Raw genomic sequence first — 16,117 nt, forward strand, 5'->3', positions numbered from 1 at the left:
GCCGTGAAAGCCGCACCGTTCGCCTACGTCCGGCCCGCGACGCTCGACGACGCCGTCGCCGAGCTCGTGCGCAGCGCCGGTGAGGGCAAGGTGCTCGCGGGCGGCCAGTCGCTGGTGCCGATCCTGGCGATGCGGCTGGCGCGTCCGTCCACTGTGGTCGACATCGGGTCGCTGTCCGAACTGGACTTCGTGCGCCGCGAGGGCGACGAGCTCGTGATCGGGGCCCTCGTGCGCCAGCGGACGCTCGAAGGGCACCCGCTCGCCTCGGCCGTACCCCTGCTGCGCCTGGCGCTGCCGTGGATCGGGCACCGCGAGCTGCGCAGCCGGGGCACGGTGTGCGGCAGCATCGCGCACGCCGACCCCGCCGCCGAGCTGCCCGCCGTGGCCTGCTGCCTGGACGCGTCGCTGGAGATCGCCGGTCCGCGCGGCCGGCGCACCGTGCCCGCGGCCGAGTTCTTCCACGGCGCCATGGCCACCTCGGTCGGCGCCGAGGACGTGCTGGCCGCGGTGCGCTTCCCCGTGGCCCGCCCGGACGAGGGTTTCGGGTTCGCCGAGATCGCGCGCCGGCACGGGGATTTCGCGCTGGCCGGGGTGGCCACGCGGTTCCGGGCCGGGGACGGCGAAGCCGTGCTGACCGCGTTCGGGGTGTCGGACCGGCCGGTCACGCGCGTCGTCACCGGCCTCGGCGACGACGAGGTCGCCGAGCTGGCCCGCGGTCTCGTGGACACCGCGGGCGACACCCACGGCTCGCGCGAGTACCGGCAGCGGCTCGTGGCGGCGCTGGCCGTGCGCGAACTGGCCCGGGCCCGCCGAGCGGAGGAAGGAGGGTCGGCATGACGCTGCCACGGCCGGTTCGGGCGGAGGCCGGCGAGCCCCTCGACGTGACGATGACCGTGAACGGCACGAAGGTGTCGCTGTCGCTGCCCGCGCGCGTGACGCTCGCCGACGCGCTGCGCGACCACCTCGGACTCACCGGCACGCACCTGGGCTGCGAGCACGGCGTGTGCGGGATGTGCACGGTGCTGGTCGACGGCTCCGCCGCCCGCGCGTGCCTGCTGTTCGCCTGCCAGCTCGACGGCGCGGACATCGTGACGGTCGAGGGCCTCGGCCGCCCGGACGACCTGCACCCGTTGCAGGAGGCGTTCGGCGCGCACCACGCGCTGCAGTGCGGGTTCTGCACACCGGGGTTCCTGCTCAGCTCCTACGACCTGCTGGCGCACAAGCCGGACGTCGCCGAAGAGGACCTGCCCGTGGAGCTGTCCGGTGTGCTGTGCCGGTGCACCGGCTACCGCAACATCGTCTCCGCGGTGTCCGAAGTGGCCGGTGCGCACCGCGACGGGATCCCCGAGCCGCGCAACTGCGGGCAGCACGTGCTGATGGGCCACACCGCCGCCAAGCCGGGCGGTAAGGCCGTGGCCGAAGCGGCAGGTGTCCGGGAGATCGAGCTGCCGCAAGGGGATCCGACGTTCACCGTCGAGGTCACCCAGGAGCTCGCCGCGTCGCCGGAGAAGACGTGGGCCGTGCTCGACGACATCGACCTCGTCGCCGCGTGCCTGCCCGGGGCGGAGATCACCGGGCACCTCGGCGAAGACCGCTACCGCGGCCGGGCGCGGGTCGCCGTCGGGCCGATCCGGCTGTCGTTCGCGGGGCTCGCGCAGGTCACCGAACGCGACGCGGAGGCCAACCGCCTGCGGGTGATCGGCCAGGGCGAGGACGCCGGCGGCGGGCGCACCCAGGCCGATATCCTGCTCGTCGCAGAGGAAACCGAAGCCGGCACGCGGCTGCGGGCGACCGCGCAGGTGTACCTGACCGGCCGGATCGCGCAGTTCGGCCGGGCGCTGGCCGGCGACGTCAGCCGGCGCATGTTCGAACAGTTCGCCGCGGCCGTGGAGGAGACCGCGGTGTCCGGGGTGCGCACGACGGCGAAGAAGCCGCCGGGCGCACTGGCCCTCCTCGCAGCCACTCTCGCGGCGAAAGCCCGGGAATGGGGCCGGCGCCTGCGCCGGGCCGAGCACAACCCACCCACACATCCGAAAGGGACTCAACGATGAGTTCGACCGCCCCGATCGACAAGATCCTGAGCGACGCCGTCGACGCCGGCGACGTGCCCAACGTCGTGGCCATCGCCGCCGACGACAACGGCATCATCTACGAAGGCGCCGCCGGCCCGCGCGCCGCCGGCAGTGCCGGCCCGGCGTCCGCGGACACGCACTTCCGCATCATGTCGATGACCAAGATGGTCACGACCACCGCCGCGTTGAAGCTGGCCGACCAAGGGCAGCTCGACCTCGACGCCCCGGTCGAGCGGTACCGGCCCGAGTTCGCCGAGATGAAGGTGCTCGAAGGCTTCGACGGCGACCAGCCGAAGCTGCGGGCGCCGGCCTCGCAGGCCACCGTGCGGCAGCTCATGACGCACACCTCGGGCCTGAGCTACTGGTTCTGGAACGACGACATCGTGAAGTGGGAGAAGGCCACCGGCATCCCCAACGTGCTGTCGGGCCAGAAGATCGTGCTGACCGCCCCGATGGTCGCCGACCCCGGGACCAAGGTCGAGTACGGCACCAACACCGACTGGCTGGGCCAGGTGGTCGAGGCCGTCGCGGGCGTGACGCTCGACGTGTTCTTCAAGGAGCACATCACCGGACCGCTGGGGATGACCGAGACGTCGTTCGCCCCGAGCGGCTCGCAGCGCGACAACCTGGCCCCGATCCACGTCCTGGGCGAGGACGGCAAGTGGGTGGCCACCGACATCAACATCCCCGAGCAGCCCGAGTACTGGGCGGGCGGCCACGGCCTGTACTCCACGCCGCGCGACTACCTCAAGTTCCAGCGGATGCTGCTGGGCGGCGGCACGCTCGACGGCACGAAGGTGCTGGAACGCTCCACTGTGGACGCCGCGTTCACGAACCAGATCGGCGACCTGGACTTCCCGGCGCGCATCCCGACCGCGGACCCGACGTCGTCGTACGACTTCGCCGCGGGGCCGGGTCACAAGTGGGGCCTGGGGCTGGTGCTCAACAGCGAGCAGCGGCCGGGCATGCGCGCGGCGGGCAGCGGGACGTGGGCCGGGCTGTGCAACTCGTTCTTCTGGGTCGACCCGGTGAACCGCGTGACCGGCGCGATCTACAGCCAGTCGCTGCCGTTCGTGCCGCCGCCGTTCATCAAGCTCTACGAGAACTTCGAGCGGGCGCTGTACGCGACGCGCTAGATCCTGAAGCGGCGACGTCCCCGGCCGGGTGCCGCGACCATCCGGCCGGAGCCGTCGGGCTCTTCGGACTGGGTGAACTCAGGCGGCCAGGGCCAGCCCGCCGTCCACGGCGAGGACCTGGCCGGTGAGCCACGCCGCGTGCGGGTCGGCCAGCCGGACGATCCACGCGGCGACGTCGGAGGGACGACCGCGGCGGCCCAGCGGGATGCGCTGGGCCTCGTCGGCCTTGACGCGGTCGACTTCCTCCGGCGACAGGCCCGCCGACACGAGCGCCTCGCTCTCCGTCGGTCCCGGGGCGACGGTGTTCACGCGCACTCCTTCGGGCGCCAGCTCGAGCGCCCAGCTGCGGGTGAGGGATTCGACGGCTGCTTTCGAAGCGCCGTAGTGGGCCGCGCCGGCCAGCGGGCGGTGGCCGAAGGTGCTGGAGAGGTTGACGATCGCGCCCCGGCTTTCCCGCAACGGCTTCAGCGCGGCCCGCGCGAGCAGGCTCGGCGCGACGACGTTGACGGCGAACAGGCGCTCGACACCCTCGGCGGTGGCGTCGGCCAGCGGCATCCCGGTGAAGATGCCGGCGTTGTTGACCAGCACGTCGAGCCGGCCCCAGTGCCGCAGCGCCGAGTCCACAACGGACTCCGCGGCCCCGGGTCGCGCCAGGTCGGCCGCGTGGACCTCGATCGCCGGGTGCCGGGCGGCGGTCTCGGCTAGGGCATCGGCACGCCGGCCGACGACGAGGACTTTCGCGCCCGCGTCCGCGAACGCCTCCGCACTCGCCCGGCCGATGCCCGATCCGGCGCCGGTGACGATCACGACGCGTCCGGACAGGTCGCTCGACGTCGGGTCCACGGGCTCGCTCCTTCGTTCGCTGTTCTGCGAACGTCGAACGTAGCACGTTGTTCGGCCGTCGTAGAATGACGGCCTGCCCGCCCCCGACGAACGGATCCGCATGAGGAACCCGACGCCCCCGCCGGCGCCCGAGGACATGAAGCTGGCCGAGGTGCTCACCGCGTTGAGCGACTCCGTCCGCCTCGGCCTGGTGCGCCAGCTCGCCGACGGCGCCGAACGCAAGTGGGGCGACCTGCGCGCGCCCGTCGCCAAGTCCACGCTCAGCCACCACCTCAAGACCCTCCGCGGCGCCGGCGTCACCGAAACCCGCGAAGACGGCACCCGCTGTTTCGTCACCCTCCGTCGCGGAGCCCTGGACCAGCGGTTTCCCGGCCTCCTGGACGCGGTGCTGAAAGCGGCCGACGAGGAGCAGATCGGCGAGGCGCCCGCGCTCGACAGGACCGCGGCGCGCCCCTAGCCTGACTAGAGCGATCGCTCTAGCGGGAGGTGCCGTGCCGACGCTCGAACTGTCCGCCGGGCCGATCGACTACGTCGACACCGGCGGCCCCGGGCCGGTGGTCGTGTTCACGCACGGCTTTCCGATGAACGAAACGCAGTGGCGCAAGGTCGTGCCCCGGTTGACCGGCTACCGCTGCGTGCTGCCGACGCTCCCCCTGGGCGCCCACCGCACCCCGATGCACCGCGACGCGGACCTCTCGCAGCGCGGCCAGGCGCTGCTGCTCGGCGAGTTCCTGGAGCGCCTCGGCCTCACCGACGTCACCCTCGTCCTCAACGACTGGGGCGGCCCGCAGTTCCTCGTGTCCGAAGGCCGCGCCGGCCGCGTCGGCCGGCTGGTGCTCGTCGCGTGCGAGGCGTTCGACAACTTCCCGCCACCACCCGCCCGGCCACTGGCCCGGCTGGCCAAACTGCCCGGCGGCGTCTGGCTCCTCATGCGCCTGCTGCGCACGAAGTTCTTCCGCCACAACAAAAAAACGTATGGCGGCCTCGCCAAGCATGGCATCCCCGACATCGTGCTCGACGACTGGTTCGCCCCGGCCACCCGCAACCGCACCATCCGCCGCGACCTCGCCAAGTTCGCCGTCTCCACCCCACGCCGCGACGTGCTGCTGCGCTGGACCGCCCGCCTCTCGGACTTCGACCGGCCGGTCCTCGTCGTGTGGGCCCCGGAGGACCGCATGATGCCCACCTCCCACGGCCGCCGCCTGGCGGAACTCTTCCCGGCCGGGCGGCTCGTCGAAATCGCCGACTCGTGGACTCTCATCCCGGAAGACCAGCCGGACCGCCTGGCCGAAGCCCTGCGGGACTTCCTGCCCGCGGCGGCCTGAGCTGCTACTGCTGATACGGCGGACGCGGCTGCTGATATCCCGGCGGCGGAGGTTGCTGAAACCCTTGCGGTGACGCGAATCCCGGCTGCTGGTGGTACTCGGACTGCTGGTGGAATCCAGGCTGCTGCTGGTATCCCTGCGGGAACACCGGCGCCGGAGGGAATCCCGGCGGCGGCGCGAAGCCCGGCTGGTGCCCGGGCTCGGAAACCGGGCCGGATCCCCGGCCGGCCCGTCGCCGCACCGCGACCACCAGCCGCCAGCCGCACAAGGCCGCGATCCCCGCGCCGATCCCGAACGTGACCCACCGGCCACCGCCCTCGAAGGACTTCGCGCTGTCGACCGACTCCTGCAGCTTCTCCTCGTAGGTCTTGCTGGACTTCAGGCCGTACTGGGTCGTTTCACAGGTCTCCCCCGGCCGCATCTCCGCGCCGCCGCACACCACCTTGGTGCTCGGCTCCCCGCTGCCGAACAGGCCGAGCGCCACCAGCCCCAGCCCGAACAGCAGCCCGATCGACCACCAAACCACGCTTTTCATCCGTCCCCCACTGCGTCATACCGGATAGCGAGGCACATCAGACCACAAATCGAACTGTGACGCACAGGCTTCCGACGTAACACTCGAAAGAGTGAACCAACAACGAAGCCGGCGGGCCCCCACCTGAACGACTCGGACGACACGGCCCTAGGCCACGGGCACAGCGGCGATCGCCTCCACTTCGGCTGCGTAGTCCGGGCCGGCCAGTGCCGCCACGACCACCAGGGATTGGGCCGGGAAGTCGCCCGCCGGGAACCAGTGCGCGAAGGCCTCTGCCTGGGCCGCCCGGTAGCCGGCGAGGTGTTCGGTGCCCGCGACGAACGTCAGGAGCTTCACCAGGTGCTCGGGGCGCGCCCCGTGCGCGGCGAGCAGCGCCTCGATGTTCGCGAAGATCTGCCGCGCTTGTGCTTTCGCGTCGGTGCCGGCGAGGGTGCCGTCCGGGAGCAGCCCCGCGCGTTCGTTTCGATCCTCGCGCACCGGGTAGGCCGCGAAGGACCGAACAAGACGAAGGGAGTCCCATGAGCACCATCACCGAGTTCGTCGACGTGCACGCGCCGGTTTCCGCGGCGTACAACCAGTGGACGCAGTTCGAGTCGTTCCCGCGCTTCATGGACGGCGTGGAGGAAGTGCGCCAGCTCGACGACACGCACACGCACTGGAAGATCGCGCTGGGCGGGGTCACGCGGGAGTTCGACGCGACGATCACCGAGCAGCACCCCGACGAGCGCGTGGCGTGGGCGTCGGACTCCGGGCCGACGCACGCGGGCGTGATCACGTTCCACCGGCTCGACGACCGGACCACCCGGGTGACCGCCCAGATGGAACTGGACCCCGACGGTTTCGCCGAGACCGCGGCCGACAAGCTCGGCATCCTCGACCGGCGGGTCAAGGAGGACATGCAGCGGTTCAAGACGTTCATCGAGCACCGCGACGGCCGCGAAACCGGCACGTGGCGCGGTGACGTCGCTCCCCCGCCGCAGGGCTGACCCGGTTTCGCCGCCCGACCGCGGTGGTAACCGGCGCCCAGGAAGGGAGCCACCCATGACTGCCGACGAGAAGCAGATGGACGAGCAGCTCGAAGAAGTGCGCCACGCGATCAGCGAGGCCAAGGACGCCGCCCAGGAAGCCCGCGACTCGCGTCCGGGAGGCGGCGGTTCCGGAGCGGCGGATTCCGGCGAGCGCGAGGAGGATTCACCATGAGCGACCCGGACAAGCCCGAAGGACGCGACGACCCCTACGGCGAGTCCGCCGAGGAGCAGCGCGAGACCGTCCGCGGCGAACAGGGCACCTCGGGGGACCCGCACGACGACACCGACCCGCAGTCGGGCTCCTGACGGGTTGGGCCCGCACCGCAACGGGTATCCGCCGCTCACGAGCGAAGGAGGAGGAGCCGTGCCTCAGGAAACTTGGAGCGACAAGCGCGAGCGTCAGTACGAGCACATCAAGTCGGAGCAGCAGGACCGCGGCGCCAGTACCTCCCGGGCGCAGGAGATCGCCGCCCGCACCGTGAACAAGAACCGCGCCCGTTCCGGCGAGTCCCGCTCCGCCAGCAAGACCTCGCTCCGGGACAAGAGCCCGCAGCAGCGCGGCGGGGAACGCAGCGGCCGCGGCCTCGGGCCGGGCGGGCCGACCAAGGACCAGCTCTACAACGAGGCCAAGCAGCCCAACATCAAGGGCCGCTCGAACATGACGAAGAAGGAACTTCAGAAAGCCCTGGGCCGCTGACTGTCGGCCCGGGCCCGATCCCGTCGGCAGCCCCCTGCCGACGGGATCGGCGCGTCCACTGTGGACCGTTCTCCTGACGAGGGAGGCACCCGTGAGCAGCCGGCTGATCGCCGTCGCCATCGACTGCCGCAACGCCGAGGCACTCGCCGAGTTCTGGCGCGAGGCCCTGGACTACCCGGCCACCGAACGCTGGACCGACCACCACGGGCTCACCTACGTCGAGCTCAAGGCGCCCGGCCGGGCGTCGCTGCTGTTCCCGCCCGTGCCCGAGGTCAGTTGTAATGAAGACGTAACCACCGCCTGGCTGCCGCCCACCTGGTCAGGACGCTTGCGGACGCACACTGCGGACCATCCAGCAATGCGATCGATACTTTTCAAGTAGACGCTATTTTGGGATGTCAGGATTTAGGTTCAGGCGTTCCGTGAGGCCATACGCAGGGAGAGCTGGCTCCGATACTCAGGCGACCGAGGACGTTCCCAGTCGTCGTGGCGGTAAGGCTCATAAGATAGCCGTCTTTGCTACTCGCGTTGACGAAATGCTTGTTTAGCCAGGTGTCGGTGTGGACTGACCAACCGTTGTCGGCCCACCATTTCATAAGCTTCCTATAGTAGTCGTTATTGTGCGCACGATCCGGCCCGTCAACCCAGTAGGTTATTCCGACGCTGAACTGGCCGGTCTCATGATCGAAATTGTCCGTGCATGGCATCGGCTGGAGCGGCAGCTCAGTTAGCTTATATCCCAGGGGAAAGGAGGCCGCCGCTGCTGCATGCACATAATTCAGCACGCTTTGCTGGGCTTGCTCGGCCGACAGGGTCGGTTGCATGGGTGCGCCTCCGCAGGAAATCGTAGTGAACAGCAACACTCCAAAGACCGCGAACAAGAACCACCGTGAAGATTTTCGCACGGTCATATTCATCATGGTTTGTTCCCGGCGATGATGTTGCCCATGGCGGCGAGTGAGTCTGAGTCTCTGTTCCAGTAGTCACTGTGGGAGGTGAGAGGGTTGCTGGGGTTGGAATCGAATCGCTGTCCGCCGAACCATCCGGTGGCGGGGTCGGGTCCGAGGGGGTCGATTCCGTCTGCCATGGGGTTGTCGAAGTTGGTGGCGATAGGGATGGGGTCGGTGGGTGCTTTGGTCGAGTAGATGTGTTGTCCGACCTGGTCTTGTGGCGTGCCGTCGAGGTGGAGTTGGTTGGCATGTTCGACGCCGACGCCGGGGCTGGCGACCATGACGACGTTGCTGGCGGGCAGGCCGAGGTCGCGGGCGGTTTGCCCGACGACGGTGGTTCCGTAGCTGTGGCCGATAACGGTGGCGTTCATCGGCCCCTGGTGCGCGGCCCCGAGCCCGTCTTGGAAGTTCCGGAGCGAGGGTTCGGCTTTGTCGGCGAAACTGGTGCTGGCCGCGTCCGGGATGATGCTCTGCGGTGCGTCATACCCCACCCAGGTGATCACCGATGTAGACGGCGACCCCATTTGGGTCGCCATATGCATCATCGAATCTGATCGGTAAATATCCGTGGACATGCCGTCGTTGAGTCCGGCGGTGGTGCCGGGAACATATGTAGCGACGTTGACGGCGGTGTCGGGATTGCCGATGGCGACGATGGCCTGTCCGGAGTTAGCGGGGTTGATGCCGAGCAGGTAGGCGGGCGGCTGCCCGGGCAAAGGGTGGTCCAGCCGGGTTTTGATCTGGTCCATGCCGCTGAGTTTGCCGTTCAGCGTGTCGAGCTGCTTTTCCAGGGCCTCGTACTCTTCCTGCTGCTGCGGGTCGCTACGTTTCATTCCGTCGAGGCGGTGGCGGATGTCGTCGCGTTGGTGTTGCAGGTCGGCATAGTCTCGGTTGAGCACGACCCGGTTCGCACGGTCCCGATCGGTGGCAGGCAGTCCGTCCATCGCGCCGATCGCGCCGGGGCGGTCCCGGATCAGGATGTCCCGGCCGGCGTTGGACAGGGTCGCCCACCACGCGGCGTTTTGCGATGGGGTCGCGTTCGGTGGCGGCTCGGGCAGGGTGAGGCCGGGGTCTTTCACCCCGTCGGCGGCGGCAGCGGTGACGGTGGATTCGTCACCGGTGCCGAACTGGCCTGCCGCTGCCCGATCCAGCACCGACGCAAGATCAGCGTCGATGTCGTTCGCAGTGCGCAGGATCTGCGCGACGTCGTCCGTCAGTTGCGCATGCACCCGTTCCCGGTCTTCCGGGTGCAGGGCAGGCGGCACCTGTCGGCCCGCGAAGGTGTCGACGATGCCCCCGGCGTCGGTGATCTCGTAGCCGTACTTGCGGGCCAGTTCCTCAACATCGGCCAACGCGTGCCGAACGCCAGTGATCGCGTCGGAGGCCTGGCCGACCGTCTTTCCCAGGATGGACACACCAGCGGCGATCGTGTCCAGACCACGCATCAGGGCATCGTGCTGAGCAGCGGCGTTATCGGCTGCGGGTCCGCTCCACCCCTCGACCGGCAGTGTCTTGCCGTAATCATCCCCGGAATGGACCAGGATTTGGGTCCGGATCTGCAGGACTGAGAAAATTTCATCCAGCGCGCCCGGGTTCCACTGTCGGATGTCAGCCAGCGACACCATCAGCGCGGCCCCCGCATCGGCGGCGCGGCGGCCGGGAACACTCCGGCCGCCGCCTGGTCGCCGTGCTGGTACCGATCAGCTGCGGTGATCAGTCCCTCAGCGAATCGCTGAGCCTCCGCACACCACTCGGTGAACGTCGCGGCCCAGGCCTCGCGGAACCGGCCAGCCGCCGCCGCTTGCCCGCCCGGCACCGCCCCGGCCACCTGCCCCACCGGTTCCGCGCAGTCCGCGCTCCGCAGGCCGACCAAATTCTCACCAGCGGATTTGCCCGCCGCCCGCAGTGTGTCGACTACCGCCGTGAAGCCCACTTGCGACCCCTCCCCGTGATCGTTCCGTCACAGGCTACGGGACCAGGAGCAGCGGATTCCACAACCTCGGCACAGCCAGGGCCGCCTACCTACCCGCAGCGTGAGAGCCTACTCAAGCTTGACCTGAGTAGTCCTGCTCAGAAGGCGGCTCCATGCTGCCGGGGGCCCCAGGGACGGCGACCTGCCCCATCAAGGTGTCCTAATATGCCGCGAGCTGTGCCGCCGCGCTGCGCGCCGGCACCTGGCCCGCATCGATCGCGTGTCGCAGCCGCCCAGCCGCCTCGACAAGGGTGGAGCGCGCCTCGGCTGCCCGTTGGGCCGCCGACAGCTCTGGATCCGCTGAAAGAATGTCGTCGCTTTTCATGATGAATCCGTCGTGCTCGGGGCGCATGGCCGTCGTCACGTGGAGGTCTTATGGGTGCGGGGCCGGGACGGTCTACGCCGGCCGGGAAGTGCAGCACGCCCACCCGGGCATATCGCCAGGCCAGGCGATGCGACTACGGCCAAGTGGGTCACCCGAATGGAGGAGGGCGGCCGCGATCGCGTGCCAATCACCGGTCAGTCGCCGCGCGTCTCCGCCAGCCGTTCGCGTTGCGGGATCACGACGTACTTCGGGTCCTGCGCCGACGCGACCCCGGCCTGGTAGACGCCGAACCGCGTGCACAGGCCGGCCGCGAGGTAGGCCGCACCGCTCGCCACCGCCGCCGCTCGGCTGCGCCGGGCCGCGAGGGACAACGCGGCACCCGCGGCCGTCAGGCCACGGGCCGCCTTCATCAGCTTGCCCGCCCGGCCGGTCCGGTACGGCTCCGACACGATCCCGAGGCCGTGTTCCAGGTGCCGCGCCACCGCGAGCTCGGCCGCCGCTCCGACGAGACCCGCGCGCACCACCGGCCCGAGCTCGTCCCGGGGTGCCGCCAGCAACGCGGCCCCCGCGCCGCTCGTCATCGCGCTGCCCGCGAACAGCACCGGCAGGTGCCGCCGCGCCTCGTGCCACGACGGCGTGGCGGTGTCGGCGAGCAGCACCGCGGTGTAGGTGCACATCGCCGGCCCCAGCACACCCGCCGCGGCGCCGGCGAGCTTGCCGACCGGACGCAGCAGGCCGGTCTCCGCCGAGCCGGCCGACACCGCGGCCAGCCCCGAGAACGGCGCCAGGATCCACGAACCCACCGAAAGCGGCGACGTCGGCTTGAGCACCCTGAGCATGTGCAGGAACCGCGCCGGCCGGCCGAGGTCGTGGACCAGCGCGACGACACTCGCGCTCGCGCCGGCCGCCGCGACCAGGCGGCCGACGCGCGCGAGGCCCGGCCGCCCCGTGAGTGTCGCCAGGCTCGCCATCGTCGCGGACGAGCCCGCGGCCCCGCCCAGGAACAGGTACAGCGGCACGTCCGGCTGCTTCCACGCCGGTTCCTTGAGGATCGGCCGCCCGTAGTACGAGGTGAACTCGACCGGGTCGACCATCGTCGGTTCGCGGCGCGGGCTCATCGGCGCCGCCCCAGGAACGAGACGACGAGCGTGCCCGCCACGCCGAGCGCCGCGGCCGCCGTGCGTTTCCACATCTGCGGCAGGTGTTTCGTCGGCACGACGGGGTCGGGCGGGAAGCCGTAGACCTCCGGTTCGTCCAGCAGCAGGAAAAACGCGCCGTCGCCGCCGACGCCGTCGTCCGGGTCGCGGCCGTAGAGCCGGGCCTCGGGCACGCCGGAGCCGTGCAGGTCCCGCACCCGCTCGTCGGCGCGTTCGCGCAGCTCGTCGAGCACGCCGAACTGGATGGAGTCCGTGGGACACGCCTTGGCGCACGCCGGCTCCAGGCCGGCGCCGAGACGGTCGTAGCAGAGGGTGCACTTGAACGCGCGGCCGTCGCTCTCGCGCCGCTCGATCACGCCGTACGGGCAGGCGGGCACGCAGTAGCCGCAGCCGTTGCAGATGTCCTGCTGCACCACGACGGTGTCGAACTCGGTGCGGAACAACGCCCCGGTAGGGCAGACGTCGAGGCAACCGGCGTGGGTGCAGTGCTTGCACACGTCGCTCGACATCAGCCAGCGCACACCGGGTTCTTCGCCGTCCGGCGCGGGCGCGCCCACCGTCGGCATCCCGAGATCCACCGCGGGCGGCGCCGCCGGCACCACCTGCTCCACGAAGGCGACGTGGCGCCACGCGTTCGCCCCGAGATCGCCGGTGTTGTCGTACGACGTGCCGAGCAGGTCGAGGTCCCGGCCGGGCACGTCGTTCCACTCCTTGCACGCCACCTCGCACGCCTTGCAGCCGATGCACACCGACGTGTCGGTGAAGAATCCCATCCGCGGTTGCGCGCCGTACTCAGCCATCCGCCCTCCTGCGGTATTCCTGCACGAAGGCCGGCAACGCCGGGCCTCGCGGGCGCCGGCCGGGCACGATGTCGCACGTGGCCGCCTTCGCCTCCTGGATGTGCACGTTCGGGTCCATCACCACGCTGAGCAGGTCGTTGGCCGCGTCACCACGGGAAAGCCCGTTCGGGCCCCAGTGGTAGGGCAGTCCGACCTGGTGGATCGTGCGGCCGCGCACCTTGAGCGGCTTCATCCGCGCCGTGACCAGCACCCGCGCCTCGATCGCCGTGCGGGCCGAGACGATCGTCGCCCAGCCCCCGTTCTCCAGCCCGCGCTCGGCCGCGAGCTCCGGCGAGACCTCGCAGAAGAACTCCGGCTGCAGCTCCGCCAGGTACGGCAGCGTGCGGCTCATCCCGCCCGCGGTGTGGTGCTCGGTGAGCCGGTAGGTCGTGAACACGTAGGGGAACACCGTGCTGCGGGCCGGGTTGTACGGGTTCGACGGCGTGACCAGCGTCTGGCGCGCCGGGTTGTCCTGCTGGGCGTACAGCGGATTGTCCACAGGGGACTCGAACGGCTCGTAGTGCGTGGGCAGCGGACCGTCGGCGAGCCCGGCGGGCACGTAGAGCCAGGCGCGCCCGTCGGTCTGCATGATGAACGGGTCGGCACCGCCGATGGCGTCCTGCCTCTTGGCGCCTTCCGGCGGCACGTAGTCCGGGCGTTTGGTCGGCTCGAAGTCGGCGACGTCGGGTCCGGCCCAGCGGCCCTGGTCCTCGTCCCAGTAGAGGTACTTCTTGCGCTCGCTCCACGGTTTCCCGGCCGGATCGGCCGACGCGCGGTTGTAGAGGATGCGCCGGTTCGCCGGCCACGCCCACGCCCATTCGGCGGCCACCCAGTCCTGTTCGGACCCGGGTTTCCGGTTCGCGGCGTGGTTGTGGCCGCCGGCGCGCACGCCGCAGTAGATCCAGCAGCCGCAGGAGGTGGACCCGTCGTCCTTGAGCTGCGTGTACGCCGACAGCGGGCCTTCGGGGCCGTGGCCGTTGATCTCGGCCAGCACCGACTCGGCCGACGGGTCGTCGAGCGGCCCTTCGGTCGGATAGCTCCAGGTCAGCTCCTGCACCGGCAGGTCCCGCGGATCCGTGCTGCCGGCCAGCTTCTCCCGGATGAGCCGGCCCAGGTGGTAGTAGAACCACAGGTCGCTGCGCGCTTCTCCCGGCGGTTCCACGGCTTTGTGGTGCCACTGCAGCAGCCGCTGCGTGTTGGTGAAGCTGCCGTCCTTCTCGGTGTGGGCGGCGGCGGGCAGGAAGAACACCTCGGTGCCGATCTCCGTGCTCGCCAGCTCCCCCGTCTCGATCTCCGGCCCGTCCTTCCAGAACGTCGCCGACTCGATCATCTGCAGGTCGCGCACCACGAGCCAGTCGAGGTTCGCCAGCCCCAGTCGCTGCATCTTCCCGTTGGCCGAACCGACGGCGGGGTTCTCGCCGACGAGGAAGTAGCCCTTGCACGTGCCCTCGATCTGGTTGCGCACCGTAGCGTACGTGCCGTGGTCGCCGGTCAGGCGCGGCAGGTGGGCGAAGCGGAAGTCGTTGTGCGGCTGGGCGGCGTCGCCCCAGTACGCCTTGAGCAGGCTCACCATGTAGGCGTCCATGTTGCCCCAGAAGCCGGTGGCGCCGGCGTCGGTGGCCACGTAGTCGTCGAGGCTGAAGTGCTGGTGCGCGTGGGGCATCGGCAGGTATCCGGGCAGGATGTTGTACAGCGTCGGGATGTCGGTGGAGCCCTGGATGCTCGCGTGCCCGCGCAGCGCCAGGATGCCGCCGCCGGGTCGGCCGATGTTGCCCAGCAGCGTCTGCAGGATCGACGCGGTGCGGATGTACTGCGCGCCGACCGTGTGCTGCGTCCAGCCCACCGAGTAGACCCACGCCGTGGTGCGCTCGCGGCCCGAGTTCTCCGTGACCGCTTCGGCGATCTCCAGGAACTGCCGCACCGGGATGCCGCAGATGTCCGCCACGACCTCCGGTGTGTACCGCGAGAAGTGGCGCTTGAGGACCTGGTAGACGCACCGCGGGTGCTGCAGTGTCTCGTCCAGGTGCGGTTTCCCGCCCACCGCGGCGCCACCGCTGCCGTAGGACTCGGCCCGCGCGGCCTTCTGGTGGCCCTCCCCGCCGTGGTGCTGCTCGCCCGGCAGCTCGGCCTCGCCGCTGCCGGCAGCCGGGAGGGTGTCGACACCCTCGTAGGCCCAGGTGGACACGTCGTACTGCTTGCCCTCGGGGTCATAGCCGGAGAAGACCCCGTCGAGGTCCTCGGTGTCGCGGAAGTCCTCACGCAGGATCGCGGCGGCGTTGGTGTACGCCAGCACGTACTCGCGGAAGTCGAGCTCGTGGTCCAGGACGTACTTGATCAGGCCGCCGAGGAACGCGATGTCCGAGCCCGCGCGCAGCGCCGCGTGGGTGTGCGCGACCGCGCTAGTGCGCGTGAAGCGCGGGTCGACGTGGATGATCTTCGCCCCGCGGGCCTTCGCCTCCATCACCCACTGGAACCCCACGGGGTGGGCCTCCGCCATGTTGGAGCCCTGGATCACGATGCAGTCGGCGTTGACCAGGTCCTGCTGGAACGTCGTGGCGCCTCCACGACCGAAGGAGGTCCCCAGACCGGGAACCGTGGCGGAGTGTCAAATACGGGCCTGGTTCTCGATCTGGATCGCGCCGAGCGCGGTGTAGAGCTTCTTCATCAGGTAGTTCTCTTCGTTGTCCAGCGTCGCGCCGCCGAGGCTGGCCAACCCGAGGGTGCGCTTGAGCGGCACGCCCTTTGCGTCGGATTCCTCCCACGTCTCGGCGCGCGTGCGCAGGACCCGCTCGGCGATCATCTCCATCGCCTCGTCGAGCGGCAGGCGCTCCCAGCCGGTGCCGTACGGGCGCCGGTAGAGCACTTCGGTGACCCGGTTGGGGCTCGTCACGAGCTGTTTGCTGGCCGAGCCCTTGGGGCACAGCCGGCCCCGTGAGATGGGCGAGTCGGGGTCGCCCTCGATCTGGGTGACGCGCTCGTCCTTGACGTAGACCTTCTGCCCGCAGCCGACCGCGCAGTACGGGCACACCGACTTCACGACGCGGTCCGCGTCCTGGGTGCGCGCGTGCCAGGCCTCGGAGCCGCTCGACTTCGCCGCGGCACCACGAGCCAGCCGGTCGGGACCGGTCAGCTGCCGGTACACGGGCCAGCCCTCGATCCACCGCCGGACACCCATGCCCGCCAACCTAATGCCTTCGCGCGCCCGGCGCAGGTCACTCACCCGTGCGGGGGCCGCTGC

The 16,117-nt window shown here is 70.4% G+C and carries 20 protein-coding genes; 10 read left to right on the forward strand and 10 right to left on the reverse strand.

Features of this window, described 5'->3' with window-relative positions:
- Window positions 1–3: 3 nt before the first annotated feature.
- Genes AB0878_RS04485 through AB0878_RS04495 form a run of 3 tightly spaced genes read left to right on the forward strand, consistent with a single transcriptional unit; the run spans window position 4 to window position 3,208 of the window.
- Window positions 4–837: an FAD binding domain-containing protein gene (locus AB0878_RS04485; RefSeq protein WP_366576421.1), complete on the forward strand. Its 834-nt coding sequence runs from the start codon at window positions 4–6 to the stop codon at window positions 835–837.
- Window positions 834–2,051: a 2Fe-2S iron-sulfur cluster-binding protein gene (locus AB0878_RS04490; protein ID WP_366576423.1), complete on the forward strand. Its 1,218-nt coding sequence runs from the start codon at window positions 834–836 to the stop codon at window positions 2,049–2,051. Before AB0878_RS04485 ends, AB0878_RS04490 begins: the two co-directional genes overlap by 4 nt.
- Entirely contained in the window at window positions 2,048–3,208 is a 1,161-nt protein-coding gene (locus AB0878_RS04495; protein ID WP_366576425.1) for a serine hydrolase domain-containing protein, read from the forward strand. Before AB0878_RS04490 ends, AB0878_RS04495 begins: the two co-directional genes overlap by 4 nt.
- Window positions 3,209–3,286: 78 nt before the next feature.
- Here AB0878_RS04495 and AB0878_RS04500 read toward each other — a convergent pair whose 3' ends face one another.
- The gene (locus AB0878_RS04500; RefSeq protein ID WP_366576427.1) at window positions 3,287–4,051 is read right to left on the reverse strand and encodes an SDR family oxidoreductase; all 765 of its coding nucleotides are present in this window, start codon (window positions 4,049–4,051) and stop codon (window positions 3,287–3,289) included.
- Window positions 4,052–4,151: 100 nt separating this feature from the next.
- Here AB0878_RS04500 and AB0878_RS04505 point away from each other — a divergent pair, with 100 nt between their 5' ends.
- Together AB0878_RS04505 and AB0878_RS04510 are read left to right on the forward strand one after the other, a co-directional pair.
- Window positions 4,152–4,508 carry an ArsR family transcriptional regulator gene (locus AB0878_RS04505; protein ID WP_366576429.1) on the forward strand — a complete coding sequence of 119 codons (357 nt, stop codon included), beginning with the start codon at window positions 4,152–4,154 and terminating at the stop codon, window positions 4,506–4,508.
- 34 nt (window positions 4,509–4,542) lie between these two features.
- Window positions 4,543–5,376, forward strand: coding sequence for an alpha/beta hydrolase (locus AB0878_RS04510; protein ID WP_366576431.1), 834 nt, complete (start codon window positions 4,543–4,545; stop codon window positions 5,374–5,376).
- Between the two features lie 4 nt (window positions 5,377–5,380).
- On the opposite strand, the gene AB0878_RS04515 is transcribed toward AB0878_RS04510, so the two are convergent.
- Window positions 5,381–5,911, reverse strand: a complete 531-nt coding sequence (locus AB0878_RS04515) for a hypothetical protein (protein ID WP_366576433.1) — start codon at window positions 5,909–5,911, stop codon at window positions 5,381–5,383.
- Window positions 5,912–6,058: 147 nt separating this feature from the next.
- A complete protein-coding gene (locus AB0878_RS04520) occupies window positions 6,059–6,388 on the reverse strand; it encodes a RidA family protein (protein WP_366576434.1) in 330 nt (109 codons plus the stop codon).
- Between the two features lie 41 nt (window positions 6,389–6,429).
- Here AB0878_RS04520 and AB0878_RS04525 point away from each other — a divergent pair, with 41 nt between their 5' ends.
- The 5 genes from AB0878_RS04525 (at window position 6,430) to AB0878_RS04545 (ending at window position 8,018) form a co-directional block, all read left to right on the forward strand.
- Window positions 6,430–6,897: an SRPBCC family protein gene (locus tag AB0878_RS04525; protein WP_366576436.1), complete on the forward strand. Its 468-nt coding sequence runs from the start codon at window positions 6,430–6,432 to the stop codon at window positions 6,895–6,897.
- Between the two features lie 55 nt (window positions 6,898–6,952).
- Window positions 6,953–7,111, forward strand: a complete 159-nt coding sequence (locus tag AB0878_RS04530; RefSeq protein WP_366576438.1) for a hypothetical protein — start codon at window positions 6,953–6,955, stop codon at window positions 7,109–7,111.
- Window positions 7,108–7,245, forward strand: a complete 138-nt coding sequence (locus AB0878_RS04535) for a hypothetical protein (RefSeq protein ID WP_366576440.1) — start codon at window positions 7,108–7,110, stop codon at window positions 7,243–7,245. The genes AB0878_RS04530 and AB0878_RS04535 overlap by 4 nt, the downstream gene beginning before the upstream one ends.
- Window positions 7,246–7,303: 58 nt before the next feature.
- Window positions 7,304–7,636 (forward strand): plasmid stabilization protein, encoded by a 333-nt coding sequence (locus tag AB0878_RS04540; protein ID WP_366576442.1) that lies wholly within the window; start codon window positions 7,304–7,306, stop codon window positions 7,634–7,636.
- A 91-nt stretch (window positions 7,637–7,727) separates the two neighbouring features.
- On the forward strand, window positions 7,728–8,018 hold the full coding sequence (locus AB0878_RS04545) for a VOC family protein (protein WP_366576444.1): 291 nt from the start codon (window positions 7,728–7,730) through the stop codon (window positions 8,016–8,018).
- 16 nt (window positions 8,019–8,034) lie between these two features.
- Here the strand turns inward: AB0878_RS04545 and AB0878_RS04550 are convergent, their stop codons facing one another.
- From AB0878_RS04550 to fdh, 7 genes are all read right to left on the reverse strand, one after another.
- Window positions 8,035–8,460 (reverse strand): hypothetical protein, encoded by a 426-nt coding sequence (locus AB0878_RS04550; RefSeq protein ID WP_366576446.1) that lies wholly within the window; start codon window positions 8,458–8,460, stop codon window positions 8,035–8,037.
- Between the two features lie 92 nt (window positions 8,461–8,552).
- A complete protein-coding gene (locus tag AB0878_RS04555) occupies window positions 8,553–10,211 on the reverse strand; it encodes an alpha/beta hydrolase (RefSeq protein WP_366576448.1) in 1,659 nt (552 codons plus the stop codon).
- A complete protein-coding gene (locus AB0878_RS04560; RefSeq protein WP_366576450.1) occupies window positions 10,211–10,519 on the reverse strand; it encodes a hypothetical protein in 309 nt (102 codons plus the stop codon). Before AB0878_RS04560 ends, AB0878_RS04555 begins: the two co-directional genes overlap by 1 nt.
- 199 nt (window positions 10,520–10,718) lie before the next feature.
- Complete coding sequence (locus AB0878_RS04565; protein ID WP_366576452.1) at window positions 10,719–10,922, reverse strand: hypothetical protein; 204 nt, start codon at window positions 10,920–10,922, stop codon at window positions 10,719–10,721.
- 155 nt (window positions 10,923–11,077) lie between these two features.
- Window positions 11,078–12,001, reverse strand: coding sequence for an NrfD/PsrC family molybdoenzyme membrane anchor subunit (gene nrfD, locus AB0878_RS04570; RefSeq protein ID WP_366576454.1), 924 nt, complete (start codon window positions 11,999–12,001; stop codon window positions 11,078–11,080).
- The gene (locus tag AB0878_RS04575) at window positions 11,998–12,840 is read right to left on the reverse strand and encodes a 4Fe-4S dicluster domain-containing protein (protein ID WP_366576456.1); all 843 of its coding nucleotides are present in this window, start codon (window positions 12,838–12,840) and stop codon (window positions 11,998–12,000) included. The genes nrfD and AB0878_RS04575 overlap by 4 nt, the downstream gene beginning before the upstream one ends.
- Window positions 12,833–16,054, reverse strand: coding sequence for a formate dehydrogenase (fdh, locus tag AB0878_RS04580; protein ID WP_366576457.1), 3,222 nt, complete (start codon window positions 16,052–16,054; stop codon window positions 12,833–12,835). The genes AB0878_RS04575 and fdh overlap by 8 nt, the downstream gene beginning before the upstream one ends.
- Between the last annotated feature and the right edge of the window lie 63 nt (window positions 16,055–16,117).

The organism is Amycolatopsis sp. NPDC047767 (genome assembly GCF_040704195.1).
In the GTDB taxonomy this organism is placed as follows: Bacteria; Actinomycetota; Actinomycetes; order Mycobacteriales; family Pseudonocardiaceae; genus Amycolatopsis.